A 24,824-nucleotide genomic window follows, 5' to 3' on the forward strand; every position below is an offset into this window, starting at 1 on the left:
TTCCGTCAGGCACGCCGTTCTCCCTGAACCGGCCAGGACCACTCAAGGAGCTTGAAACCCGTCATGCGCAGCGCCACCGATCCCCTTCTCCAGCCGTCCGACGAGGTCGCCGAGGCCCTGGCGGGCGGCGCGCCCGTCGTGGCCCTGGAGTCCACGATCATCTCCCACGGCCTGCCGCAGCCGCGCAACCTGGAGGTGGCCCGCGAGCTGGAGGGAGTGGTCCGCGCGGCGGGCGCGGTCCCGGCGACGATCGCCGTCCTCGACGGCGTGGCCAGGATCGGCCTGAACGAGCTGGAGCTGGAGCGCATCGCCACCGAGTCCGGGCTGCGCAAGCTGGGTCAGCGCGACCTGCCGCTGGCCGCCGCGCTGAAGGCGAGCGGGGCGACCACCGTGTCGGCCACGTCGTTCCTGGCCGCCCGCGCCGGTGTGCGGATCTTCGCGACCGGCGGCCTGGGCGGCGTGCACCGCGGCTGGACCGAGGACCAGGACGAGTCCGCCGACCTCGACACCCTGGCCCGCACCCGCATCACGGTCGTCTGCGCGGGCGTGAAGTCGATCCTCGACGTGCCGGCCACGCTGCAGCGGCTGGAGACGCGCGGCGTGACCGTGGCCGGCTACCGCACCGACACCTTCCCCGGCTTCTACCTCAACTCCTCCGGCCAGCCGATCGACTGGCGGATCGAGTCGCCCGAGGACGCCGCCGTCGTCATGCGCGGCCAGGACGCGCTGGCCGGCCCGGAGACCGCGTTCATCGTGGCCAACCCGGTGCCGCGGGACCAGCAGCTCGACCCGGCGCTGCACGACCGCGTGCTGGCCGAGGCGCTGGCCGCCGCCGAGCGCGAGGGCGTCAAGGGGCAGGCGATCACGCCGTTCCTGCTCAGCTACCTCGTCAACGGCACCGGCGGCGCGTCGCTGGAGGCCAACCTGGCCGCCGTGCGCGGGAACACCGCCCTGGCCGCCGAGATCGCCGTGGCCTGGTCGCGGGCGTGAGCGACACCGGCCTCCTGGTGATCGGTGACGTCGTCACCGACGTGGTGGCGCTGCACGGCTCCCCGGTCATGGCGGGCACCGACACCGCCGCGGAGATCGTGCTGCGGCCCGGCGGCTCGGGCGCGAACACCGCCGCCTGGGCCGCCCACCTGGGGGCCGACTCGCGGCTGCTGGCCAAGCTCGGCTACGACAGCAGCGAGTGGCACACGACCGAGCTGGTCAGGACCGGGGTCCGGCCCCACGTGCTGGTGGACCAGGAGCACCCCACGGCGGTCGTCATCGCCATGGTGGACAAGACCGGCGAGCGTTCCATGCTCACCAATCGCGGCGCGGGCGGCCTGATCTCCGACGCCGACTGGGACCCGTCCCTGCTGGACGGGGTCGGCCGGCTGCACCTGTCGGGTTACACGCTGTTCGCGGCCCCCGGTCTCCGCCTGGCCAGGGCCGCCGTCCGGGACGCCGTGGCCGCCGGGGTGCCGGTCAGCATCGACCCGGCCTCGACGGGCCCGCTGCGGGACTTCGGCGTCGAACGTTTCATGCGGGAGACGTCCGCGGCCGACCTGATCATCCCGAACCTGGACGAGGCGCTGGTCCTGACCGGCGTCCCGGCGCCGGAGCGGGCCGCCGTGCTGCTGAGTGAGACGTACGGCACAGCGGTCGTGAAACTGGGCGCCGAGGGCGCGCTGGTGGCGGTGGACGGCAAGGTCACGGCGACGTGCGCGGGCGTGTCCGCCGAGGTCGTGGACTCCACGGGCGCCGGTGACGCCTTCGCGGCCGGGTATCTCACCGCCACCCTCCAGAGGGCGGACGCCGCGCTCGCGCTGGAGGCGGGTTGCCGTGCCGGTGCGCAATGTGTGGCCCAGGTGGGCGGCCGTCCACGGTACGGTTTGGATCTGAACCGTCTTTACCCTATTCACACTGATTGATAGCTTGCCGCGTAGGCTGCACCATTAGCCACATGCGTACCGGGTTGCCCACGCGGCCCACTGGGGAGGATAAGGTCCGCCGATGGAAGTCGAGTCATCGATCTGCCTGAGCGACCTCGTCCCTGCTCTGCGCTGGAGCCGCCCTCAGCAGGTGGCCGAGGTGCTGGGTGATCCGCGGCTGCCGGCGGGGTGGTGGTCCTCGCTCGCGGTGTCCAGGGCGCTCGGCACGGCGGGTCTCGACTGGGTCTGCGAACGGCTCGCCCGGCTGATCTCCTCCCGCTGGGACCATCTGCCGCTGGTGGACCTGCTTCCCGCGCTCGCCGTCCATCAGGTCGATCCGGCCCTGCCCGGCTGGCCGGAGGCCACCCGTACGGCGATCACCGGGCTCGGCGGCTGGCAGCGGCTGCGCCGCCTGTCACCCGGCGATCTCGGCACCCCGTCGGCGACGCCCGAGGTGGTGGTCGGCTCGGTCCTGCGCGAGGTGCTCGGGCGCATCCCGGCGCAGCGGGAGGCCGTACCCGCCCAGCAGTCCGGCTCGCCGGACGTCACCCGTCCGCTCGCGCGCGGCGCGACGGGGTCCTTCCCGGCCGTCCCGGCGGCCGAAGCCGGTGCGTACGCCGCCCAGCCCGCCAGCGGCCCCCAGCGCCCGCCCGCCGCCTTCACCCCGCACAGCGACGCCTTCCCGGCCCAGCCCCAGGGCGCCCCGCGCCCGGCCCCGGCCGGTGAGGGCGGCCTGCCGCAGCGGCCGGCCGCGGCCCGCCCCGCCGCCCAGCAGCCCGGCTCGTTCCCCCCGCCGCCGGAGAACGCCCAGGGACACCAGACCGGCTCCTTCACCGCCCAGCCCGACGCCACCCGCCAGACCGGCTCGTTCCCGGCGCAGTCCGAAGGCGGCCGCCAGACCGGCTCGTTCCCGGCCCAGCCCGCCAACGGCCCTCAGACCGGCTCGTTCCCCGCGCAGCCGTCCAGCGGACCTCAGACCGGGTCCTTCCCGGCGCAGCCGTCCAACGGGCCTCAGACCGGGTCCTTCCCGGCGCAGGGTGGTGCGCGGCTGCCGCAGCGGCCCACCGCCGGGCGTCCGGACGGCGGCCCGCAGGCCGGCGCCGACGGCCCCCCGTACACCGCCCCCGTCCCCGGCGGGACGGCCGCTCCCGGCCCGGTGCCCGCCGACCCCGACCACGCGATGGTCCGCGTCGTGGACGGCCTGTTCCGCGGCCTGGACAAGCTGGAGCTGGCCGTCGCCGTGCACCGGCTGTTCGCCGAGGACCCGGTCAGCCTGCGCACCCTGGCGCACAAGCTGCTGGTGGACCGCGACGTGCTCTCCCAGGCCCAGCGCACCGCCGAGGAACGCGTCCTGCACTGGCTGCGCTCGTCGGAGTCGGCGCCGGTCACCGGCCACATGTTCCGGCTCACCGAATGGCTCGGCGCGGCGGCCACCGAGGAGCAGCTCATCGGCGCCGACCCGGCCCACCCGGCCATGGTCCCGTCGCTGCGCACGCCCCTGTGGCGGGTCCTGGTCACGCTCATGCCCGACCGCCGTCTCCAGGACGGCTGGCTGGTCGTCGGCGACATCCACGGCCTCCAGGCCCGTACGCGACAGCTCCTGGCCGCCGCCCCGCCGGACACCGACGTCGTCGAGCTGCTGGCCGAGCTGGGCATCCGCGCCCACTCCGCCAAGGCGTGGCTCGACGCCCTGCCCTCGGAGTCGGCCCCCGGCCCGGCGGACGCCTCCCCGCAGCCCGCCCAGCCGCTCCCCCGCCGTACGCCCGGCGCCAACGGCCACCACCACCGGGGCGGCCAGCCCATCCCGACGGCGGGCGCGAACTCGATCGACCCCTCGGCGGCCCTGGCCACGTTGTCGGCGCTGTCCGGCGGCCGGTCCGGCATGCTGCCCGGCAGCCTGGCCGGAACGCCGTCCACGCCGCCTCCGCCGCTGCCGAGCCCGTCGTCGGACCCGCGCCGCTGGCAGCGCATCGAGGTCACCCCGGAACACCTCAGGGGCGGCCCGGTGCCGGTGCCGGAGGGTTACGCGGCCCAGCTCGGCATGCGTCCGGGCACCCTGCTGTCGGTGACCGGTCCGGGCGACAACGCGATCGTGCTGGTCTGGCAGGGCCACCAGCCGGTCTTCGACTCGCTGCAGCCGGTGCTCATGCGCCTGAACGCCCGCCCCGGCGACCAGGTCTACGTCACGGTGGACGGCTACCGCCTGGAGGCCCAGCTCACCGGCTGACGCTCCGCCGCGGTCACCCGAACAGGCCCAGCCGGTGGGCCGTGGCCGCCGCCTCGCCGCGGGTGGCGACGCCCAGTTTGGCCAGGATGTTGGAGACGTGCACGCTGACCGTCTTCACCGAGATGAACAGCGCCGCGGCGATCTCCCGGTTGCTGCGCCCGTTGCTCACCTCGCGCAGCACCTCCAGCTCGCGCGCGGTCAGCCCCAGCGGCGGCCCCTCGGGCTCGTCGGCGCCGCCGACGCGGGCCCGCCGTCCGAACACTTCGAGCTGTTCGAGCAGCGGCGTGGCGCCCAGCTGCGCGGCCAGCTCCCGCGCCCGCGTCACCATCCCGGCCGCGGCGCGCCGGTCGCCCTCGGCCAGCGCCGCCTGGGCGGCCCCCACCAGGCACTGCGCCTCCGCGTACGGCTGCCGCAACCCCGCCCAGGCCGCCACCGCCGACTCCCACGCCTTGAGCTGGGCCGCCCCGCCGAGCCCCTCCTCCGGCCCGGTCAGCGCCGCGAACGTCAGCCGCTGCGCCTCCTGCAGGTCGCCGTCCACGGCCAGCTCCCGCGCGACCTCCCGCAGCCGCGCCACGAGGGCCGCCGCGACCCCCGCGCACGGCGCGCCGCCCTCGCCGAGCGCGGGCCGGGCGAGCTGCGCGAACGTCACCAGCAGCGGCCAGGCGTAACGCGGCGAGGGCAGCAGGTCCTGGTTCTCCAGCCCCCGGGACGCGGCCTCCAGCGCCTCGCCGAGCCGCCCCTGCGCCCGCAGCAGCAGGACCTGCCTGCGCAGCTGCGGCAGCACGGTCTGGTCCCGGTAGGTGCCGCGCGCGAACACGCTGGCGGAGGACGACAGCAGCTTGTCGGCCCGGTCGATCTGTCCCCGCGCGAGCGCGATGTCCACCAGGAACCCCTGGAGACTGGCCCGGTAGGGGGCCGGCGGCGCGAGGTCGAGCGCCTGCTCGACCACCTGGAGCGCCTCGTCCCAGCGGCCCAGCGAGAGCAGCGGCTCGGTCAGGTTGATCGCCAGGAAGGTGCCGGACGTGCGCGCCAGGCCGTAGTGCCCGGCCTCCTGCACGCCCTCGCGGGCGACCTGGGCGGCCCGCTCGTGCCGTCCGGCGCCCTCCAGCGCGTCGGACTCGGAGATCGCGCAGCGCATCAGCGCGTTGTAGGCGCCCTGGGCGCGGGCGACCCGGCGCGCCTCGGCGAACTGCCCGAGCTGGGCCTCGATGTCGGAGAAGCGCGACCGCGCCCAGGCGAGGCTGATGAGCGCGTGGGCCTCGACGTTCGCGTCGCCCATCTGGTGGCCGATCTCCATGGCGAGCTGCGCCGTCGCCAGCTTCTCCGGCCAGTCCTCGGGACGGTGCAGCATGCGCGCCAGCGTCTCCAGGACCTGGCCGCGCAGCTTGCTCGGCGGCTCGGCGGGCACCAGCTCGGCCGCCTGGCGCAGGTCGTCGAGATAACCGGCGCGGCCCAGGTCGTAGCGGGTCAGGCCGCGCTGGCGCAGCAGGGTGGCCGCGGTGATCGGGTCGGCGTCGAGGTCGACCTCGGCGAGCGCGGCCCCGGCCAGGGCCAGGCTGCGCTCGTACTCGCCGGCGAGGTGGGCGACCGTGGAGGTCTGCCTGAGCACGTCGAGGCGGCCGCAGCCGATGCGCTCGGCGGCGTCGGGCACCTGGTCCCACAGCTCCAGCACCCGCGAGAGCATCCTGAGCTGCTCGTCGTAGGCGGTGGACTTGCGGGCCGCGGCGGCCGCGCGCCAGGCGCTGACCAGCGCCCAGGTGGAGTCGTGGGCGGAGTGCCAGTGGTGGGCCAGCTCGATCGCGCCGCGCGGGGCGGGCAGGATCGACAGGTCGCGTTCGAGTGCCTGCGCGTAGCGGGTGTGCAGGCGGGTGTGCTCGCCGGGCAGCAGGTCGTCGTGGAGCGCCTCGCGGATGAGCGCGTGCCGGAAGCCGTAGCCCTCGCCGTCGACCACCAGCACGTTGCCCGCCACGGCGGGGCGCAGCGCCCGCGACAGGGCGGTGTCGTCGAGCCCGGCCACCGCGCTCAGCAGGTCGTGCTCGATGCGCTGGCCGCCCGCGCTGGCCACGCGCAGCAGCTCCTGGGTCTCGTCGGGCAGCCGCTCGACACTGGCCAGCAGCAGGTCGCGCAGGGACTCGGGCAGCATGTCGCCGCCGTCGGCCTCGCTCAGCAGCGCCTCGACGAACAGCGGGTTGCCCTCGCTGCGGGCGTAGATGAGGTCCATCGCGGCGGCCGACGGCTCGCGCCGCAGGATGCTGGCCGCCTGCGCGACGGCCTCCCTGCGGGTGAGGCGGCGCAGCTCGATCCGGCTCACCCACTCGATGCGGCCCAGCTCGGCCAGCATCGGCCGGAGCGGATGGGTGCGGTGCAGCTCGTCGGTGCGGTAGGTGACCACGATCATCAGCCGGGCCGCCGTGCGCTGGTAGCGGACCAGGAACGACAGCAGGTCACGGGTGGAGCGGTCGGCCCAGTGGGCGTCCTCGACCACCAGCAGCACCGGACGCTCCTCGGCCAGCCGCTCCAGCAGCCCGAGCACCTGCTCGAACAGCCGGGCCCGCGCCTCGGCGCCGTCCTTGTCCGGCTCGCCGAACTCGGGCAGCAGCCGGGCCAGCCCGCGCGTCGTGCCGCCGGGCACCAGCGCCGCCACGCCGTCGCGCCCCAGCTCGCGCACGAGCCCGCGCAGCACGGCCGTGAACGGCGCGAACGGCAGGCCCTCGGTGCCCAGCTCCAGGCAGCCGCCGACGAGCACCCGCGCCTCGCCCGCCCGGTCGATGAACTCGCTGATCAGGCGGGTCTTGCCGACCCCCGCCTCGCCGCCCACGAGCACGGTGGACGACGCGCCCGCACGTGCTCTGGCCAGGGCGTCGCCCAGAGCGTGCAGCTCGCGGGCGCGCCCGACGAACAGGGGGCTGACGGTGTGAATGCTCACGCCCCAAGGATGCCATCAAACACCGACAAAACGGACCGAAACTCCGGGCCGTCGTCTGTCAGCGCAAAACCTTGCGGAAGAAGGTGGCCGACGCCTCGTAGCCCAGGGCGTGGTAGAACTCCGGCGCCCGCCGGGTGGCCATCGCCACGTACCCGGCCTGACGGGTACGGGCCCACGCCTCGAACTCCTCCAGCAGCCGGCGGCCGATGCCCTGCCGGCGCGAGCCCGACTGGACCATCGCCTCCTCGACCCAGGCGACCGGCCCGTTGGCGAACAGCGTCAGGTGCACGAACCCCAGCAGGTACCCGTGGACGCGCCCGCCCACCACGGCCGTGAGCAGCAGGGCGTCCTCGTTGCGCAGGAGCTGCGGGAGCGCGGCGTCGAAGGCCGCGCGCTCCGGCCTGAAGGTCAGCCCGAACTCGCGCGCCAACGCGAACACCTCGTCCGCGTCCGCCTTCTCCGCCCTCCTGATGAGAAGATCGTCCGCCGTCATGAGGTACGACACTAGAACCTCTGTGCCCTTTCGTCCATCGTGCCACGGGAGTGTGCCGTGACGTCCGGTACGGCCTCCGGTCAGAGGTCGCCGAGGCCGAGCTGGCGGGCGATGAGCATGCGCTGCACCTCGCTGGTGCCCTCGCCGATCTCCAGGATCTTGGCGTCGCGGTAGAAGCGGCCGACCGGGAACTCGTTCATGAAGCCGTACCCGCCGAACACCTGGGTGGCGTCGCGGGAGTTGTCCATGGCCGCGTTCGAGGACACCAGCTTGGCGATCGCCGCCTCCTTCTTGAACGGCACCCCGGCCAGCATCTTCTCGGCCGCGTGGTAGTAGGCCAGCCGGGCGGTGTGGGCGCGCACCTCCATGTCGGCGATCTTGAACTGGATGGCCTGGTAGTGGCCGATCGGGTGGCCGAACGCCTTGCGGTCCCTGACGTACTTGAGGCATTCGTCCACGCAGCCCTGGGCCAGGCCCACGCTGAGGGCGGCGATGGCGATGCGGCCCTCGTCGAGGGTCTGCAGGAACTGCGCGTAGCCGCGTCCGCGCTCGCCGAGCAGGTTGGCGGCGGGCACCCGGCAGTCGGAGAAGGACAGCTCGCGGGTGTCGGAGGCGTTCCAGCCGACCTTGGAGTACTTCTTGGAGACCGTGAACCCCGGCGTGCCGCTCGGCACCAGGATCGTGGAGATCTCCCGCTCGCCGGTGAGCGCGGCCACGCCGATCACGCCGGTGATGTCGGTGCCGGAGTTGGTGATGAACGCCTTCGTCCCGTTGATCACCCATTCGCCGCCGTCGAGCACGGCGGTCGTCCGCATGCCGCCCGGCACGTCGGAGCCGCCGCCAGGCTCGGTCAGCCCGAACGCGCCCAGCATCTCGCCGGAGGCCAGCCGGGGCAGCCACTCCTGGCGCTGCTCGTCGGTGCCGAACCGGTAGATCGGCATCGCGCCCAGCGAGACCGCGGCCTCCAGGGTGATCGCCACGCTGGAGTCGGCGCGGGCCAGCTCCTCCAGGGCCAGGCACAGCGCGAAGTAGTCGCCGCCCATGCCGCCGTACTCCTCCGGGAACGGCAGGCCGAACAGCCCCATGTCGGCCATCTTGCGCACGATGTCGTAGGGGAACTCCTCGCGCTCGTAGTAGTCGCCGATCACGGGGGCCACCACGTCACGGGCGAACGCCTCGACGGTCTTGCGCAACTCTTGGTATTCGTCGTTCAGCATGATCAGCCTTTCGCGAGGGCCTGGACGACGCGCGAGGGGCTGGGCCGGCCCAGCCGCTCGGCCAGCCAGGTGCTGGTGGACACGAGTTTGTCCAGGTCGAGCCCGGTCTCGATGCCGAGCCCCGACAACATCCACACGAGGTCTTCGGTGGCCAGGTTGCCGGTGGCGGACTCGGCGTACGGGCAGCCGCCGATGCCGCCGGTGGAGGCGTCGACGGTGGTCACGCCCGCCTGCAGGGCGGCGAGCGTGTTGCCGAGCGCCTGCCCGTAGGTGTCGTGGAAGTGCACGGCGAGCCGCTCGGGGCCGCCGAACGCGCCGATCAGCTCAGTGACGTGGCCAGGCGTGCCGACGCCGATCGTGTCGCCGAGCGACAGCTCGTAGCAGCCGAGCCCGAGCAGCCGCTCGCCGACCGCGACGACCTGCCCGACCGGCGTGGGCCCCTCCCAGGGGTCGCCGAAGCACATCGACACGTACGCGCGCACCCGCAGCCCGTGCTCCAGCGCCCTGGCCACGACCGGCTCGAACATGTCGAACTGGCTCTCCAGCGTGCGGTTGAGGTTCTTGGCGGCGAACGTCTCGGTGGCGCTGGCGAAGATCGCGATCTCGGTGACGCCCAGCTCCAGCGCGCGGTCGAGCCCGCGCTCGTTGGGCACCAGCACCGGGTAGCGCACGCCGGGCCTGCGGTCGAGGCGGCCGAGCAGCTCACCGGCGTCGGCCAGCTGCGGCACCCACTTGGGATGCACGAAGCTGGTCGCCTCGATCACCTGGTGGCCGGCGTCGGCCAGCCGGTCGACGAACTCGGCCTTCACCTCGACCGGCACGATCGCCGACTCGTTCTGCAGGCCGTCGCGCGGGCCCACCTCGTAGACCGTGACCCGCTCGGGAAGCCCTCGCATGCGGTACGGCATCACGCCTCCTCACCGGTGACCACGGCCAGCACGGCGTCCATGTCGACCGGCCTGCCCGGCTGGACGGGCAGCTCGGCGACCACGCCGTCACAGGGGGCGGTGACCGTGTGCTCCATCTTCATGGCCTCGACGACGACCAGCGGCTGCCCCTCGCTCACCCGGTCGCCGGGCTGCACCTTGACCAGCAGGACGGTGCCGGGCATGGGGCTGCGCACCACGCCGTCGGCCGCCCCCGCGGCGCCGGGCCGGTCGCCCGGGTCGCCGATGAGGTGGCGGGTGAACGCCCACGACTCGCCGTCCTTGCCGAGCCAGAGCGTGTCGCCGTGACGGGCGGTCAGGTAGCGGGCGGTCCGGCCGCCGAGCGTGACGGCCGCCGCGCCGCCGTCGGTCGTGATCCGGGCGGGCACCGCCGCTCCGTCGAGCAGCACCTCGGCCGACCGGCCGGGCAGGCCGCGGACGGGCACCGCGTGCACGCCGTCGCGCGACTCCAGCCGCCAGGTCGTCCAGGCGGGCGCGCCGACCCGCCAGCCGTCGGTGACCTGCCAGGGGTCGGGGCCCTGCGGCAGCGTGTGGAAGATCAGCGCCGCGGCCGCGGCAACCTCGCGCGGCACGCCGGACTCCGGCAGCAGCCCGGGCAGCACCCGTTCGACCAGGCCGGTGTCGAGCTCGCCCGCCACGACCGCGGGGTGGCGGGCGAGCCCGCGCAGGAACGGCACGTTGGTGACCACGCCCAGCACCGCGGTGCGGGCCAGCGCCCGGTCGAGCGCTCTGAGCGCCGCCTCTCGGTCCGGCGCCCAGGCGATCACCTTGGACAGCATGGGGTCGTAGTCGCTGCCGACGACCCCGCCCTCGGCCAGGCCGGAGTCGACCCGCACCCGGCCCGGCCCGTCGTCGCCGGGCTCGCGCAGGGCCAGCACGCGCCCGCCGCTGGGCAGGAAGCCGCGCGCCGGGTCCTCGGCGTAGACGCGCGCCTCGACCGCGTGGCCGTCGAGCCGCACCTGCTCCTGGCCGAACGGCAGCGGCTCGCCGGCCGCGACGCGCAGTTGCAGCTCCACCAGGTCCAGGCCGGTGACCAGCTCGGTGACCGGGTGCTCGACCTGGAGCCGGGTGTTCATCTCCATGAAGTGGTAGGAGCCGGTGGTGCCGTCGACGATGAACTCGACCGTGCCCGCGCCGACGTACCCGACCGAGCGGGCGGCCTCGACGGCCGCGGCGCCCATGTCGGCGCGCATGCCGGGGGTCACGAAGGGCGACGGCGCCTCCTCGATGATCTTCTGGTGCCGGCGTTGCAGGCTGCACTCGCGCTCGCCCAGGTGCACGACGTTGCCGTGGGCGTCGGCCATGACCTGGATCTCGATGTGCCGGGGGTTCTCGACGTAGCGCTCGATGAGCAGGGTGCCGTCGCCGAACGCCGCCCGCGCCGTACGGCGGGCCGACTCCAGCGCGTCGGGCAGCTCGGCGGCCGAGCGCACCAGCACCATGCCCTTGCCGCCGCCGCCCGCGGACGGCTTGATCAGCGCCGGGAAGTCGGCCCACTGCGCCAGGTCGTCGCCCGGCTCGGCCCCGCCGGGGACGACCGGCACCCCGGCCGCCGACACGGTGGCCTTGGCGCGGATCTTGTCGCCCATGGCGTCGATGGCCTCGGGGGACGGGCCGACGAAGACGAGCCCGGCCTCGGCGCAGCGCCGCGCGAACGCGGCGTTCTCGGCCAGGAAGCCGTAGCCGGGATGCACGGCCTGCGCGCCGGCGGCGAGCGCCGCCTCGACAATCGCCTCGATGTCCAGATATTTCGAGACTTCGAGGGCGATGTCTGCTTCGCGGGCGTGCCTGGCGCCCGCGTCCGGCGGCGTGAACACCGCCACCGACTCGATGCCGAGCGCGCGCAGCGTCCGGACGACCCGGACGGCGATCTCGCCCCGGTTGGCGATGAGAACACGGTCGAAGAACATGATCACATCCGGAAGACGCCGTAGCCGGCGGGTTCGAGCGGCGCGTTGGCCGCCGCGGACAGGGCCAGCCCGAGGACGGTGCGGGTGTCGAGCGGGTCGATCACGCCGTCGTCCCAGAGCCGGGCGGTGGAGTAGTAGGGGTTGCCCTGGTGCTCGTACTGGGCGCGGATGGCGTCGGGGTCGGCGTTGCCGACCGTGGTCAGCACGTTCGCCGCCTGCTCGCCGCCCATGACGGAGATGCGGGCGTTGGGCCACATCCACAGGAACCTGGGCGAGTACGCCCGTCCGGCCATGGCGTAGTTGCCCGCCCCGAACGAGCCGCCGATCACCACCGTGAACTTGGGCACCCGCGCGCACGACACGGCCGTGACCATCTTGGCGCCGTGCTTGGCGATGCCGCCCGCCTCGTACGCCTTGCCGACCATGAACCCGCTGATGTTCTGCAGGAACACCAGCGGGATGCGGCGCTGGTCGCACAGCTCGATGAAGTGCGCGCCCTTCATCGCCGACTCGCTGAACAGGATGCCGTTGTTGGCCACGATGCCCACCGGGTGACCGTGCAGGTGGGCGAAGCCGGTGACGAGGGTGGAGCCGTACTCGGCCTTGAACTCCAGGAAGCAGGAGCCGTCCACCAGGCGGGCGATGACCTCGCGCACGTCGTAGGGCTGGCGGGTGTCGGCGGGGACGAGGCCGTAGAGGTCGCGCGGGTCGTGCCGCGGCTCCTCGGGCTCGACCGTGTCCCAGGGACGGGGGGCCCGGGGGGCCAGCGTCGAGACGATGTCGCGGACGATGGCCAGGGCGTGGGCGTCGTCCTCGGCCAGGTGGTCGGTGACGCCGCTGACCCGGGAGTGCAGGTCGCCGCCGCCCAGCTCCTCGGCCGTGACCTCCTCGCCGGTGGCCGCCTTCACCAGGGGCGGACCGCCCAGGAAGATCGTGCCCTGGCCGCGGACGATGACCGCCTCGTCGCTCATGGCCGGCACGTACGCGCCGCCGGCGGTGCACGAGCCGAGCACGGCGGCGATCTGCGGGATGCCGCGGGCCGACATGGTGGCCTGGTTGTAGAAGATGCGCCCGAAGTGCTCCCGGTCGGGGAAGACCTCGTCCTGCTTGGGCAGGAACGCGCCGCCGGAGTCGACCAGGTAGACGCAGGGCAGGTGGTTGTGCAGGGCCACCTCCTGCGCGCGCAGGTGCTTCTTGACGGTCATCGGGTAGTACGTGCCGCCCTTGACGGTCGCGTCGTTGGCCACGACCACGCACTCGCGCCCGGCAACCCTGCCGACGCCGGTGATGATCCCGGCGGCGGGCGCCTGGTCGTCGTAGAGGCCGCCGGCCGCCAGCGGCGACAGCTCCAGGAAGCGGGAACCCGGGTCGAGCAGCCCGTCGACGCGGTCGCGCGGCAGCAGCTTGCCCCGCTCGACGTGGCGCTGCCGCGACCGCTCGGGACCGCCGAGCGCCGCCGCGGCCAGCCGTTCGAGCAGCTCGGCGGCCAGCCGCTCGTTGAGCTCGGCGTTGCGTTTGTACGCCTCGCTCCCGGGCTCCACGGCCGACTTCAGCACCGGCCAGTCGCTCATGAGTCCCCTCTCGTCATGGCCGAGATGTTAGTCATCATTAACGTAATCGTCTAGCATGTGAGACGTGACCACTGCCTCCCCACCTACCCGCGAGCGCGGCAGAAGGCGCATGGAGATCCTCGCCGCGGCCGCCCGGCTGTTCGCCGCCCGCGGTTTCCACGGGGTCTCCATCGAGGACATCGGGGGCGCGGTCGGCGTCTCGGGTCCCGCGCTCTACCGGCACTTCAGCGGCAAGGAGGCGCTGCTCGCCGAGATGCTGCTCGACGTCAGCTCGCGGCTTCGGGAGTCGGCGGTGGCGGTGGCGACCTCCTCGGACGGCCCGGCCGAGACGCTCGACGCGCTGCTCAACGTGCAGATCACGTTCGCGCTCGACCAGCCGGCGCTGATCACCGTGCACGACCGCGAGCTGGGCAACGTGCCCGAGCCGGAGCGGCGCAGGATCAGGCGGCTGCAGCGCCTCTACGTCGAGGAGTGGGTGACCGTGCTGGCCGAGCTGCACCCGGCGTGCCCGCCGGCCCGGCTGCGCGCGGCCACGCACGCGGTCTTCGGCCTGCTCAACTCGACGCCCCACAGCGCGGGCGAGCTGCCCCCGCACGACATGCGCCCCCTGCTGCACACGATGGCCCGCGCCGCGATCGAGGCCAGCGTTAACAATCACTAACTGACCGACGGCGATTCACACGGTACGAAAACCCCCGAAACGCCGTAGATATCTGCAAACGGTCCTGGATCAGGGTTAAACGGACCGGACCACAATCTGTCATGCACTCCGGCAGACGGCGACGGCGATGACGGACATAATCAGGGTGTGGCGCGCGACACTGTTGAGACACATTTCATCCAATCCGTTGAGGCGCTGAAGTCAGGCCCCGCCCGAGATCCCGGCGGCCCGGTGCGCGAGGGCACGTCGCTCACCGGCGACCGGTGCCGGACCCTGTTCCAGCGCCAGCTCGACAGCCGCCTGCTCGACATCGCCGCCCGCTGGCTCCGCGAGCAGAACGAGGGCTTCTACACGATCGGGTCGGCCGGCCACGAGGGCAACGCGGCGGTCGCCGCCGCGGCCAGGGCGAGCGACCCGGCGCTGCTCCACTACCGGTCCGGCGCCTTCTACCTGACCAGGTCCGAGCAGGCCGGCCGGCTGCCCGAGCAGGGCCTTCGCGACGTGCTGATGGGCCTCACCGCGGCGGCCGACGAGCCGATCGCGGGCGGCCGGCACAAGGTCTTCGGCCACCCCCACCTGGCCGTCATCCCGCAGACCTCGACGATCGCCAGCCATCTGCCGCGCGCCGTGGGCGTGGCCTTCGCCATCGAACGGGCCGCCGCCCTCGGCGACCGGTCGGCCTGGCCGCCCGACGCCATCGCCGTGTGCAGCTTCGGCGACGCCTCGATCAACCACGCCAGCGCCCTGACCGGGCTCAACACCGCCTCCTACGCCACCTTCCAGGGGCAGCCGCTGCCCATCCTGTTCGTGTGCGAGGACAACGGCATCGGCATCAGCGTCCGCACCCCCAAGGGCTGGGTGGAGGCGGCGGCGCGGCGGCCGGGCATCGCCTACTTCGCCGCCGACGGCTGCGACCTGGCCGACGCCTACGACGCCGCCACGCTCGCCGTCCAGCACGTCCGCGCCAACCGCTCACCCGCGTTCCTGCACCTGTCCACCGTGCGGCTGATGGGGCACGCCGGGTCCGACGTCGAGTCGGCCTACCGCACCCAGCGGGAGCTGCGGGCCGACATGGAGCGCGACCCGCTCGTCCGCACCGCGCGGCTGCTGGTGGAGGCCGGCCTGGAGACGCCGGAGGACCTGCTCAAGACGTACGAGTCGGCGCGCGAGCACATCCTGCGCATCGCCCTGGAGACCACCCGCGCCCCGCGGCTCGGCTCGGCCGCGGAGGTCATGGAGCCGATCGCGCCGCGCCGTCCCGACCTGATCGCCAACATCAGCCCGACCGCGGCCGAGGGCCCGGTCAGGGAGAAGGCGTTCGCCGGCACGCTGCCCGAGACGGAGAAGCCGCTGACCTTGTCGCAGACCATCAACCGCACGCTCGCCGACGCGCTGGTGGTCTACCCCGAGATGACGGTCTTCGGCGAGGACGTCGCCAGGAAGGGCGGCGTCTACGGCGTCACCCGGGGGCTGCAGAAGCGGTTCGGCGGCTCGCGGGTGTTCGACACGCTCCTCGACGAGCAGGCCATCCTCGGCCTCGCGCTCGGCTCGGCGGTGTCCAACCAGCTCCCGGTGCCGGAGATCCAATACCTGGCCTACCTGCACAACGCGCTCGACCAGATCCGCGGCGAGGGCGCCACCCTGTCGTTCTTCTCGCGCGGCGCCTACACCAACGGCATGGTCGTCCGCGTCGCCGGCTACGCCTACCAGAAGGGCTTCGGCGGCCACTTCCACAACGACAACGCGGTGGCCGCGCTGCGCGACATCCCGGGCCTGGTCCTCGCCTCGCCCGCGCGTCCCGACGACGCCGCCGCCATGTTGCGCACCTGCCTGGCCGCCGCCCGTACGGCCGGGTCGGTCTGCGTGTTCCTGGAGCCGATCGCGCTCTACCACACGCGTGACCTGTTCGAGGAGGGCGACGGCGGCTGGCTGGCGCCGTACACGCCGCCGGGGCGCTGGCGCGAGACGCACGTGCCCGTCGGCCGGGCCCGCTCGTACGGCGAGGGCCGTGACCTGACGATCGTGACGTTCGGCAACGGGCTGCGGATGAGCCTGCGCGCCGCCGTCCGGCTCACCCAGGAGGGCTACGGCTGCCGCGTCCTCGACCTGCGCTGGCTGGCCCCCCTGCCGGTGGACGACCTGCTGCGGGCGGCCGAGCTGACCGGCAAGGTGCTGATCGCCGACGAGACCCGCCACTCCGGCGGCGTGTCCGAGGGCGTGACGGCCGAGCTGATCGACGCCGGGTTCACGGGGCAGGTGGCCCGGGTGACCTCGGCCGACAGCTTCATCCCGCTGGGCGACGCGGCCAACCACGTGCTGCTGTCGGAGGAGGAGATCGAGCAGGCGGCGCGCAAGCTACTGGGCTGAGCGCGCCCCTCTGACGCAGGCCGGCTTCGACCAGGCGACCGTGGTGGCCGCCGAGATGCGCAGCGGCACCCCCACCAGGAAGCAGTAGCCGGTGTCCGGGTCGAGCCCGGCGACGCGGCCGCTGGTGGCGCCCGTGCCGAGGGCGACGACGGTCACCTCGCCCCCGCCCGCCCGCGAGCGTTGCAGGACGACCGGGTAGCGGCGGGCGTCGGCCGGGAGCGCCCAGCTCAGCTCCACCAGGGCGCCGCGGTCGGCGGTGACCTTGAGCCTGCGGGGGGCGAGCGCGGCGACGTCCCGCTTGCTGATCGGCGGCGGGGTGGTGGCGGTCGCCGCGGGGGTCGCGGCCTCGGGGCGGCGCTCGGCGGGGCCCGCGGCGGGCGGGCGCAGCGACAGGTAGACGGCCAGGCCGGTGCCGCCGATCGCGACGGCCGCGACCGAGCCCCCGATCAGCAGACGCCTCCCGAGGCTTCCGGCCCCGGCGGGCGGCGTCGTGACGGCCTCCCGCCGGGCCCCGCCCATGTGCCCCGCCGTGGGGGCGTCCCGCCTCGCCACGCCCGCGTTCCCCGCCAGGCCCGGCTGATGCGGGGCGGGGGCTTGGGGGTGAGGGTGGGGGAGCCGGCTGCCGGTGGCGGGGAGGGAGGAGTCGCCGGGGTGCGGCGGAGGCTGCGGGCCGCCGCGCGGGCGGCGCGGGACGGTGGACGTCGCCGGCCCCGGCCCCGGATCCTGGCCCACCAGGTCGGTCACCGACAACCCCAGCTCGGCCTGCACCTCCTGCAACCGCCGCGCCAGCTCCCTGGCCGACCCGGGCCGCAGCTCGGGCTGTTTGGACATCGCGTGCAGGATCGTCCCGAACACCGCCGGCGGCACGTCCGGCCGGTTGATCGGCGGCGGGTCGAGGCTCAGCACCCGGTACATCAGCGGCGCGATCGACGGGTCGGCCGGGTTGTGGAAGGCGGGCTGCCCGGCCAGCAGATGGTAGAGCGTGGAGCCCAGGGAGTAGATGTCACCGGAGACCGAGTGCGGCTGCCCGGTGAGCACCTCCGGGGCGGCGTGCAGCGGGGTGAACGCCTGGGAGGTGGCCGAGATCTCCGCGTTGTCCACCACCCTGGCCACGCCGAAGTCGGCGATGGCGGGCTCGCCGTAGCGGGAGATGAGGATGTTCTGCGGCTTGATGTCGCCGTGCAGCACCCCGGCCTCGTGCACGGCGGCCAGCGCGCCGGCCAGCTTGACGCCCGCGCGCAGCACGTCGGGAACCCCGAGCGGCCCCTCCTTGCGGACCTTGTCGCGCAGCGAGCCGTTCTCGAAGAAGTCCATCGCGATGTACGGCTTGCCCGAGCGGGTCACGCCGGTGTCGAAGACGGTCACGACGTTGGGATGACCGGTCAGGCGGCCGGTGAGCCGGAGCTCGCGCTGGAAGTGGCGCATGGTGCGCTGGTCGACCCGGTCGACCGACAGGACCTTCAGCGCCACGATCCGGTCGAGGCGCTCCTGATAGGCGCGGTAGACGACGGCGAAACCGCCCTGGCCCGCCTGATCGAGCACCCGGTAGCCGGGCGCGTCCTCGGCTGGCAACACGGCACTCCCCCCTGTTGCCGGTGAGTTTAATGTGAAATTTCGGCTTTCAGGGGGTCAACGGGTTCATCAAGTACGCGCCGAACACCACCGACACGGCGGCCACGACCAGGAAGAAGAAGACGTAGAAGCCGCCGGGCAGGAACGTCAGCCGGGCGAGCTGGTCGGCGTCGGAGTCTCTGGCCTGCCGCCTGCGCCGCTTGCGCTGCAGCTCGACGATCGGCCGGACGCCGCCGAACAGCAGGAACCACGTCGCGACCATGGCCACGATCTGCTGGACCTGGGCGGGGGCGTACATGGACAAGGCGAACACCGCGCCGCCGGTGACCAGCAGGATCAGCGCGCCGTAGAGGTTGCGGATCAGCAGCAGCATGCACACCAGGAAGAGCAGCACGCTCCAGATCAGCAGCGTGATGCGGCCCTGCTCGGTGAGCCAGGCGGCGGCCAGCCCCAGCAGCGAGGGGGCCAGGTAGCCGGCGAGCGCGGTCAGCACCATGCCGGGACCGTTGGGGCGGCCCCTGGTCAGCGTGACGCCGGAGGTGTCGGAGTGGAGCCGGATGCCTTCCAGCTTGCGCCGGGTGAGCAGCGCCATGACCGCGTGACCGCCCTCGTGGGCGATCGTGATCAGGCCCCTGGACACCTGCCAGGGGGTGCGGAACGCGACGACCGCGAGCGCGGCCAGAGCCGAGACCAGCACGACCCAGGGGTCGGGGTCAGGCTGAACCTTGATCAGGTGGGCCCAGAGCATGTCCATCGAGGAGAAACACTAGCCGGGTAAAGTCCCGGCTGTGGCCGCAGAACTACATTCTGACGCGGACGTTCCGGCGTGGTGGCGCGACCTCGGGCTGCCGGGCCTGATCGACCTGCATGTGCATTTCCTGCCCGAACGAATGGAACGCCGGGTCTGGCATCACTTCAACCACGGCGGCCCCTTGATGGGCGCCGGCTGGAAGATCGAGTACGAACGCCCGGTCGAGGAGCGGCTGACGAGGCTGCGTGAGATGGGCGTACGGTGCTTCCCCGCCCTCGCGTACGCGCACCGGCCGGACATGGCGCGCGACCTCAACGCCTGGACGCTCGACTTCGCCCGCCGCAACCCCGACTGCCTGCCGTCGGCGACGTTCTACCCCGAGCCCGGCGTCGCGGACTACGTGCGCGCGGCGCTGGCGGACGGCGTCCAGATCTTCAAGGTGCACCTCCAGGTCGGCGGCTTCGACCCGGCCGCGCCCGAGCTGGACGAGGTCTGGGGGCTGCTGGCGGAGTCGGGCGTGCCCGTCGTCGTGCACGCCAGCTCGGTGCCCGTGCCCGGCGGCCACGTGGGGCCGGGGCCGATCGGCGCGGTGCTGGCCGCCCATCCGCGGCTGCGGGCGGTGATCGCGCATCTGGGCATGCCCGAGTACGAGCCGTTCTTCGAGCTGGCCGTCCGCCATGAGCGGGTCGCCCTGGACACCACCATGGCCTTCACCGACTTCTCCGAGCGCGGCATGCCGTTTCCCAGCCGATTGCGCCCGGTTCTGCGTGATCTCGGGCTTTCGGGGAAGGTGGTGCTCGGCAGCGATTTCCCGACGATCCCGCACCCCTACGCGCACCAGCTCTACGCACTCGCCCGCCTGGACCTCGGCGAGCAGTGGCTGCGGGCGGTGTGCTGGGACAATGGTGCGGCCATGATTCGATAGCAAGGTGAACGATCGGCACGTGGCGCTCATCAGCGCCTTCTACGACGCTCTGGGCCGCGCGGACTTCGCGGCCATGGAGCGCTGCTACCACCCCGAGATCAGTTTCGGCGACCCCATCTTCCAGGAGGTCGAGGGCCGCGACCGGGTGATGGCGATGTGGCGGTTGCAGCTCGGCGTGCGCGACGGACTGAGATCCGGCTACCGCGACGTCCAGGCCGACGAGTTCAGCGGCTCGGCCCACTGGACGGCCAGCTACACCTTCTCCTCCACCGGCCGCACGGTCGTCAACGAGATCGACGCGCTGTTCAGGTTCGAGGACGACCTCATCGTCCGCCACCACGACGAGTTCGACTTCAGGCGCTGGTCCAGAATGGCTCTCGGCAGGCCGCAGGGTCTGCTGTTCGGCTGGACGCCGATGTGGCGCAAGACCATCAGGGACCGGGCGACCCAGGAGCTCGCCAGCCTGGTGTCCTCGCAGTAGTCAGCAACGGCAACCGGATCGGAGGGTGCATGGCCAGGGTGAAGGGGTTCAGGCGCAGCGGTGACCACCGCGAGGAGGCGCCGGAGCACTCGATGGACCCGCGCGCCACCGAGGAGCACCCCTACCGGCCCACCGTGATCGACAACGCCGTCTACCAGAACGGCGAGCGGGTCGACAACCCCGGCTCGCTCGCCGACGCCTTCGAACGCCTCAAGCAGATGCCGGACAGCATGGCCTGGATCGGCCTCTACCGTCCGAAGGAGTGGGAGCTGGTCAAGCTCGCCGAGGAGTTCGAGCTGCACGAGCTGGCGCTGGAGGACGCGATCGTCGGCTCCCAGCGGGCCAAGGCCGACCGTTACGGCGACACGCTGTTCGTGGTGCTGCGCGCCGCCCGCTACCTCGACGACGTGGAGGAGGTGGCCTTCGGCGAGCTGCACGTCTTCGTCGGCCCCAACTTCGTGATCACCGTGCGCCACGCCGAGGCCCCCGACCTGCAGGGGGTGCGCAAGCGCATGGAGTCCGACCCCGACCTGCTGCGCCAGGGCCCGCAGGCCGTCCTGTACGCGATCCTCGACGCCGTGGTCGACGGCTACGCGCCGGTGGTCGCCGGGCTGCAGAAGGACATCGAGGAGATCGAGGTCGAGGTCTTCAGCGGCGACCCCTCGGTGTCGCGGCGCGTCTACGAGCTGTCCGGCGAGGTGATCGAGTTCCAGCGGGCCACCGCGCCGCTGGTGGGCATGATCCACGGCTTCATCGCCGGCGCCGCCAAGTACGGCGTCAACGACGAGCTGCAGAGCTACCTGCGCGACGTCGCCGACCACGCGATCACGGTGACCGAGCGCATCTCGGCCTTCCGCCAGATGTTGCAGAACATCCTGGTGGTCAACTCGACGCTGGTGACCCAGGCCCAGAACGCGGAGATGGCCCGCATGACCGAGGCCAGCATCCAGCAGGGCGAGGAGGTCAAGAAGATCTCCGCGTGGGCGGCCATCCTGTTCGCCCCGACGCTGGTCGGCACCATCTACGGGATGAACTTCGACTTCATGCCCGAGACCCACTGGGTGTTCGGCTACCCGTTCGCGATCCTGCTGATGGCGGCGGTGTGCATGGTGCTCTACATGGTCTTCAAGCGCCGCGACTGGCTCTAGGGTCCGCTGCGTCCGCTGCGTCCACTGCGTCCACTGCGGGCGTGGGCCGCGAAACTAACCACGTGGTAGATTCTTGGGCGAGCCGGTGGACGGCCGATCTCGCCGTACCCCGGCACGTTTGCGCAGCCCGCGTGCCCCCAGACCGCCAGAAAGGGCCGGCCGGTGACCGAACCGACACCACGCCGAGGGCGCAAGGGCGAGCGCACGCGCGCCCGCATCCTCGACTCCGCCACAGAGCTGTTCTCCCGCTCGGGCTTCCACGCGGTGTCGCTGCGCGACATCGCCGCGCACGCGGGCATGACCCACGCGGGGCTGCTGCACCACTTCCCCGGCAAGGAGAGCCTGCTCATCCAGGTGCTCAGCCGCCGCGACGAGGTGGACGACGAGCTGATGGGCGGCCCCGACGACGGGCTCTCGCCGCAGGAGCTGCTCGACCGCGCGGTCGCGCAGGTCGCCAGGAACATGGGCACGCCCGGCCTGGTCGGGCTGTACGTGAAGATCTCCGGCGAGGCCGCCGATCCCGGCCATCCCGCCCACGACTACTTCGTCCAGCGCTACCGCAGGCTGCGCCGGCAGGCCGCGTGGCTGCTCGGCGCCCTGTTCGAACGCGCCACGCCGCCGCTCGACCACGATCCCGACGCCGTCGCCCAGCAGCTCATCGCGCTCGTCGACGGCCTGCAGACGCAATGGCTGCTCGACCCGGACCAGGTGGACATGCGGGCCGCCGTCATCACCTTCCTCAAGCAACTAGGACTGCAGCCCAGATAACGAGGTGTCCCATGGCTCTTCCCCCCGACCTCACCACGGCAGAGAAGGCGTCGCTCACGTCCGGGAGCGACACCTGGCACACCACGGCCGTCCGCGACGCGGTGCCCGCGATCACGCTGTCCGACGGGCCGCACGGCATCCGCCGCCAGCGCGCGGACGCCGGCGACGCGCTCGGGCTGACCCGCAGCGAGCCCGCCACGTGCTTCCCGCCCGCCGTGGCCCTCGGCTCCTCGTGGGACCCGGCGCTGGCCCGCCGGGTGGGCGCGGCGCTGGCCAAGGAGGCCGCCGCGCTGGGGGTGGACGTCGTGCTGGGCCCGGGGGTGAACATCAAGCGGTCGCCGCTGTGCGGGCGCAACTTCGAGTACTTCTCCGAGGACCCGTACCTGACCGGGGTAATAGGGGCGGCGCTGGTCACCGGCGTCCAGTCCCGCGGCGTCGGGGCCTGCGTCAAGCACTTCGCGGTCAACAACCAGGAGACCGACCGCATGCGGATCAGCGCGGACGTCGACGAGCGCACGCTGCGCGAGATCTACCTGCCCGCCTTCGAGCACATCGTCCGGGAGGCCCGCCCGTACGCGATCATGTGCTCCTACAACCGCGTCAACGGCGTGTACGCCTCCCAGCACCGCTGGCTCCTGACCACCCTGCTGCGCGACGAATGGGGCTTCGACGGCCTGGTGATGTCGGACTGGGGCGCGGTCAACGACCGGGTGGCGGCCCTCGAAGCGGGCCTGGACCTGGAGATGCCGCCCACCGGCACCGACGGCCTGATCGAGGACGCGGTGCGCTCGGGCCGCCTGCCCGAGTCCGTGCTCGACCTGGCGGCGGGCCGCGTCGCCGGGCTCGCCGAGCGCGTCGCCGGCCGCGAGCGGCACGACGGCTGGGACGTCGACGAGCACCACGAGCTGGCCCGCGAGGCCGCTCGCGCCTCCGCCGTGCTGCTGAAGAACGACGGCGTGCTGCCGCTGGCCCCCGGCCTGCGCGTGGCCGTGCTGGGCGAGCTCGCCCGCACCCCGCGCTACCAGGGGCACGGCAGCTCGCACGTGGTGCCCACCCGCCTGGACACCGCGCTCGACGCGCTCGGCCAGGCTGTCGAGGGGCTGACGTTCGCCCCCGGCTACCGGCTCGACGGCGAGGCCGACGACGATCTGGCGCGGGAGGCGGTGGAGAGCGCGGCGGCGGCCGAGGTGGCGGTGGTGTTCCTCGGCCTGCCCGAGGCCGCCGAGTCCGAGGGCTTCGACCGCACGTCGATCGACCTGCCCGGCGTCCAGGTCGAGCTGCTGCGGCGGGTGGCCGAGGTGTGCCCACGGGTGGTCGTCGTGCTGTCCAACGGCGGGGTCGTGTCGGTGACCGGGTGGCGGCACCTCGCCTCGGCCGTCCTGGAGGGCTGGCTGCTCGGCCAGGCGGGCGGCGCGGCGCTGGCCGACCTGCTGCTCGGCACGCACAGCCCGTCCGGACGGCTCACCGAGACGATCCCGCTGCGCCTCGCCGACGTACCGTCCCACCTGCACTTCCCCGGCTCAGACGGCCACGTCGTGTACGGCGAGGGCCGCTACGTCGGCTACCGGCACCACGACACGCTGGGCACCGAGGTCGCCTACCCCTTCGGCCACGGGCTGACCTACACCCGGTTCGAGTACTCCGACCTGGACGTGCGCGAGACCGGCCCCCACACCTGGGACGTCGCCTTCACCGTCGCCAACACCGGCGACCGCCACGGCCAGGAGGTGGCCCAGCTCTACGTCGCCTTCGAGGCCGAACACCCCTCGCGGCCGCGGCACGGGCTGCGCGCCTTCGCCAAGGTCGGCCTGGCCCCCGGGGCGAGCGAGCGCGTACGGCTCGCCCTCGGGCCGCGCGACCTGGCGTGGTGGTCGGCGACGCGCGGCGGCTGGCGGATCGACCCCGGGCCGTTCACCGTCGAGGTGGGCGCGTCGTCACGGGACATCCGGCTGCGCGCGGAGCTGAGCACGCCCGGCGACGGATATGTGGGCGAGCTGAGTGAGATGTCGACGCTGGGCGAGTGGCTGGCGCACCCGGTGGGCGGCCGGGTGCTGAGGGAACGACTCCGGCAGGCCCCGGGACTGCCCGACCTCGACCGGACAGATTCGCCTCTGGTGGGGCTGGCGCTCGGCATCCCGTTGATCAAGTTCCGGACGTTCGGGATCGGGCTGACGGCCGACGTCGTCGCCGACCTCGTCGCCGCCGCTCGGAGCGAGCTTCCGGGAGATGATCGTTAGGTCTTCCCGTCCTGGCGGACCCCATGTGCGTCCGTTCCTCCTGGAGGACCCGCCTCCCCGGCACCCCCATCTCCCTAGCCCCACCAGCAGCACCGCGCGCCGCCTGGTGGCTGAACGAGCGGCGGCCCCCTCCTCCCCGAAGAACGCCCTTCACCACCCCCCACCCAGCCCTTCCACGCGCCCCCCAGTCCAGTCTTTCGGCCCCCACCCGCCGCCACCTCCAGCCCCCTCACCCAGCGCTCATCTCCCCTCACCTGACACCGCCCCAAGGCTTCCCCCCTCCCTCCCATTCACCAAATACAACGAAATAACGCATTTAGTCTCTTTATCATCACAAACCTTCGCCCAATTCATCAGCCCAGAGCCGAATCACGCGAGGACTGCTTTTCCGTTTCACCGGCGCCGACGCGGCGGGCTAATATTCCATCGACCACCCCTCCCCCGCCTCCAAAGCGCAACGAAATCGGGTGATGATGGCGACGCAGCACGAAATAACCGCCGCCCGGCGTCACATCGAACGACTGCGCGACGAACACGCCAACGACCTGACCGCTCTGATCCGCCTGGTGGACGGCGGCGCGCTCAAGGGCCCCGCCGGCGACAGGCTCGCCGCCGACCTGCGCACCTGGGACCACGGCTTCAAGGACCTGTTCACCCGGGCCCTGAGGCTGCTCGACACGCTGCACCCGTCCGAGCCCGCCTCATGA

Annotated in this window: 19 protein-coding genes; 11 read left to right on the forward strand and 8 right to left on the reverse strand. The window is 73.0% G+C overall.

The genetic code is table 11. From position 1 onward, the window contains the following. The first annotated feature begins 63 nt into the window (after positions 1–63). From ACIBQ6_RS31605 to ACIBQ6_RS31615, 3 genes are all read left to right on the forward strand, one after another. Positions 64–990 (forward strand): pseudouridine-5'-phosphate glycosidase, encoded by a 927-nt coding sequence (locus ACIBQ6_RS31605; RefSeq protein ID WP_397216287.1) that lies wholly within the window; start codon positions 64–66, stop codon positions 988–990. Further along, positions 987–1,916, forward strand: coding sequence for a carbohydrate kinase family protein (locus ACIBQ6_RS31610; RefSeq protein ID WP_397216289.1), 930 nt, complete (start codon positions 987–989; stop codon positions 1,914–1,916). Before ACIBQ6_RS31605 ends, ACIBQ6_RS31610 begins: the two co-directional genes overlap by 4 nt. Before the next feature lie 82 nt (positions 1,917–1,998). Beyond that, complete coding sequence (locus ACIBQ6_RS31615) at positions 1,999–4,143, forward strand: hypothetical protein (protein ID WP_397216291.1); 2,145 nt, start codon at positions 1,999–2,001, stop codon at positions 4,141–4,143. Positions 4,144–4,156: 13 nt separating this feature from the next. On the opposite strand, the gene ACIBQ6_RS31620 is transcribed toward ACIBQ6_RS31615, so the two are convergent. The 6 genes from ACIBQ6_RS31620 to ACIBQ6_RS31645 form a co-directional block, all read right to left on the reverse strand. After that, positions 4,157–7,069 carry an ATP-binding protein gene (locus tag ACIBQ6_RS31620; RefSeq protein WP_397216293.1) on the reverse strand — a complete coding sequence of 971 codons (2,913 nt, stop codon included), beginning with the start codon at positions 7,067–7,069 and terminating at the stop codon, positions 4,157–4,159. Between the two features lie 58 nt (positions 7,070–7,127). Beyond that, positions 7,128–7,562: a GNAT family N-acetyltransferase gene (locus ACIBQ6_RS31625; protein WP_352320284.1), complete on the reverse strand. Its 435-nt coding sequence runs from the start codon at positions 7,560–7,562 to the stop codon at positions 7,128–7,130. An 80-nt stretch (positions 7,563–7,642) separates the two neighbouring features. After that, positions 7,643–8,779, reverse strand: a complete 1,137-nt coding sequence (locus tag ACIBQ6_RS31630; RefSeq protein ID WP_352357043.1) for an acyl-CoA dehydrogenase family protein — start codon at positions 8,777–8,779, stop codon at positions 7,643–7,645. Positions 8,780–8,781: 2 nt separating this feature from the next. Then, the gene (locus ACIBQ6_RS31635; RefSeq protein WP_358285191.1) at positions 8,782–9,687 is read right to left on the reverse strand and encodes a hydroxymethylglutaryl-CoA lyase; all 906 of its coding nucleotides are present in this window, start codon (positions 9,685–9,687) and stop codon (positions 8,782–8,784) included. Further along, entirely contained in the window at positions 9,687–11,636 is a 1,950-nt protein-coding gene (locus ACIBQ6_RS31640; RefSeq protein WP_397216295.1) for an acetyl/propionyl/methylcrotonyl-CoA carboxylase subunit alpha, read from the reverse strand. Before ACIBQ6_RS31640 ends, ACIBQ6_RS31635 begins: the two co-directional genes overlap by 1 nt. Before the next feature lie 2 nt (positions 11,637–11,638). Next, positions 11,639–13,207: a carboxyl transferase domain-containing protein gene (locus tag ACIBQ6_RS31645; protein WP_397216297.1), complete on the reverse strand. Its 1,569-nt coding sequence runs from the start codon at positions 13,205–13,207 to the stop codon at positions 11,639–11,641. A 109-nt stretch (positions 13,208–13,316) separates the two neighbouring features. Between ACIBQ6_RS31645 and ACIBQ6_RS31650 the strand changes: the two genes are divergently transcribed. Then, complete coding sequence (locus tag ACIBQ6_RS31650; protein ID WP_358285980.1) at positions 13,317–13,868, forward strand: TetR/AcrR family transcriptional regulator; 552 nt, start codon at positions 13,317–13,319, stop codon at positions 13,866–13,868. A gap of 231 nt (positions 13,869–14,099) precedes the next feature. Further along, a complete protein-coding gene (locus ACIBQ6_RS31655; RefSeq protein WP_358285185.1) occupies positions 14,100–16,235 on the forward strand; it encodes a thiamine pyrophosphate-dependent enzyme in 2,136 nt (711 codons plus the stop codon). Here ACIBQ6_RS31655 and ACIBQ6_RS31660 read toward each other — a convergent pair. Both ACIBQ6_RS31660 and ACIBQ6_RS31665 read right to left on the reverse strand, forming a co-directional pair. Further along, positions 16,224–17,810, reverse strand: coding sequence for a protein kinase (locus tag ACIBQ6_RS31660; RefSeq protein WP_397216300.1), 1,587 nt, complete (start codon positions 17,808–17,810; stop codon positions 16,224–16,226). The genes ACIBQ6_RS31655 and ACIBQ6_RS31660 overlap by 12 nt on opposite strands. A gap of 46 nt (positions 17,811–17,856) precedes the next feature. Then, positions 17,857–18,561, reverse strand: coding sequence for a M50 family metallopeptidase (locus ACIBQ6_RS31665; protein ID WP_358285179.1), 705 nt, complete (start codon positions 18,559–18,561; stop codon positions 17,857–17,859). 34 nt (positions 18,562–18,595) lie between these two features. Between ACIBQ6_RS31665 and ACIBQ6_RS31670 the strand changes: the two genes are divergently transcribed. The 6 genes from ACIBQ6_RS31670 to ACIBQ6_RS31695 all read left to right on the forward strand — a co-directional run bounded on the left by ACIBQ6_RS31670 (position 18,596) and on the right by ACIBQ6_RS31695 (position 24,824). Further along, positions 18,596–19,483 (forward strand): amidohydrolase family protein, encoded by an 888-nt coding sequence (locus ACIBQ6_RS31670; protein WP_397216302.1) that lies wholly within the window; start codon positions 18,596–18,598, stop codon positions 19,481–19,483. Positions 19,484–19,487: 4 nt separating this feature from the next. After that, positions 19,488–19,964, forward strand: coding sequence for a nuclear transport factor 2 family protein (locus ACIBQ6_RS31675; protein ID WP_397216304.1), 477 nt, complete (start codon positions 19,488–19,490; stop codon positions 19,962–19,964). Positions 19,965–19,993: 29 nt separating this feature from the next. Next, positions 19,994–21,112: a magnesium and cobalt transport protein CorA gene (locus ACIBQ6_RS31680; RefSeq protein WP_358285175.1), complete on the forward strand. Its 1,119-nt coding sequence runs from the start codon at positions 19,994–19,996 to the stop codon at positions 21,110–21,112. Between the two features lie 162 nt (positions 21,113–21,274). Next, complete coding sequence (locus ACIBQ6_RS31685; RefSeq protein ID WP_397216306.1) at positions 21,275–21,880, forward strand: TetR/AcrR family transcriptional regulator; 606 nt, start codon at positions 21,275–21,277, stop codon at positions 21,878–21,880. An 11-nt stretch (positions 21,881–21,891) separates the two neighbouring features. Next, positions 21,892–24,117 carry a glycoside hydrolase family 3 C-terminal domain-containing protein gene (locus tag ACIBQ6_RS31690; protein WP_397216308.1) on the forward strand — a complete coding sequence of 742 codons (2,226 nt, stop codon included), beginning with the start codon at positions 21,892–21,894 and terminating at the stop codon, positions 24,115–24,117. 470 nt (positions 24,118–24,587) lie between these two features. Beyond that, positions 24,588–24,824: a hypothetical protein gene (locus ACIBQ6_RS31695; RefSeq protein ID WP_358285167.1), complete on the forward strand. Its 237-nt coding sequence runs from the start codon at positions 24,588–24,590 to the stop codon at positions 24,822–24,824.

The sequence above is a fragment of the Nonomuraea sp. NPDC049655 genome (assembly GCF_044465465.1).
In the GTDB taxonomy this organism is placed as follows: Bacteria; Actinomycetota; Actinomycetes; order Streptosporangiales; family Streptosporangiaceae; genus Nonomuraea.

Excerpts from the sequence above, each read along its gene's own strand:
- ACIBQ6_RS31605 (WP_397216287.1), top strand. The coding sequence starts at position 64 with ATGCGCAGCGCCACCGATCCCCTTCTCCAGCCGTCCGACGAGGTCGCC.
- ACIBQ6_RS31615 (WP_397216291.1), top strand. The coding sequence starts at position 1,999 with ATGGAAGTCGAGTCATCGATCTGCCTGAGCGACCTCGTCCCTGCTCTG.
- ACIBQ6_RS31625 (WP_352320284.1), bottom strand. The coding sequence starts at position 7,562 with ATGACGGCGGACGATCTTCTCATCAGGAGGGCGGAGAAGGCGGACGCG.
- ACIBQ6_RS31630 (WP_352357043.1), bottom strand. The coding sequence starts at position 8,779 with ATGCTGAACGACGAATACCAAGAGTTGCGCAAGACCGTCGAGGCGTTC.
- ACIBQ6_RS31635 (WP_358285191.1), bottom strand. The coding sequence starts at position 9,687 with ATGCCGTACCGCATGCGAGGGCTTCCCGAGCGGGTCACGGTCTACGAG.
- ACIBQ6_RS31640 (WP_397216295.1), bottom strand. The coding sequence starts at position 11,636 with ATGTTCTTCGACCGTGTTCTCATCGCCAACCGGGGCGAGATCGCCGTC.
- ACIBQ6_RS31645 (WP_397216297.1), bottom strand. The coding sequence starts at position 13,207 with ATGAGCGACTGGCCGGTGCTGAAGTCGGCCGTGGAGCCCGGGAGCGAG.
- ACIBQ6_RS31650 (WP_358285980.1), top strand. The coding sequence starts at position 13,317 with ATGGAGATCCTCGCCGCGGCCGCCCGGCTGTTCGCCGCCCGCGGTTTC.
- ACIBQ6_RS31665 (WP_358285179.1), bottom strand. The coding sequence starts at position 18,561 with ATGGACATGCTCTGGGCCCACCTGATCAAGGTTCAGCCTGACCCCGAC.
- ACIBQ6_RS31680 (WP_358285175.1), top strand. The coding sequence starts at position 19,994 with ATGGCCAGGGTGAAGGGGTTCAGGCGCAGCGGTGACCACCGCGAGGAG.
- ACIBQ6_RS31690 (WP_397216308.1), top strand. The coding sequence starts at position 21,892 with ATGGCTCTTCCCCCCGACCTCACCACGGCAGAGAAGGCGTCGCTCACG.
- ACIBQ6_RS31695 (WP_358285167.1), top strand. The coding sequence starts at position 24,588 with ATGATGGCGACGCAGCACGAAATAACCGCCGCCCGGCGTCACATCGAA.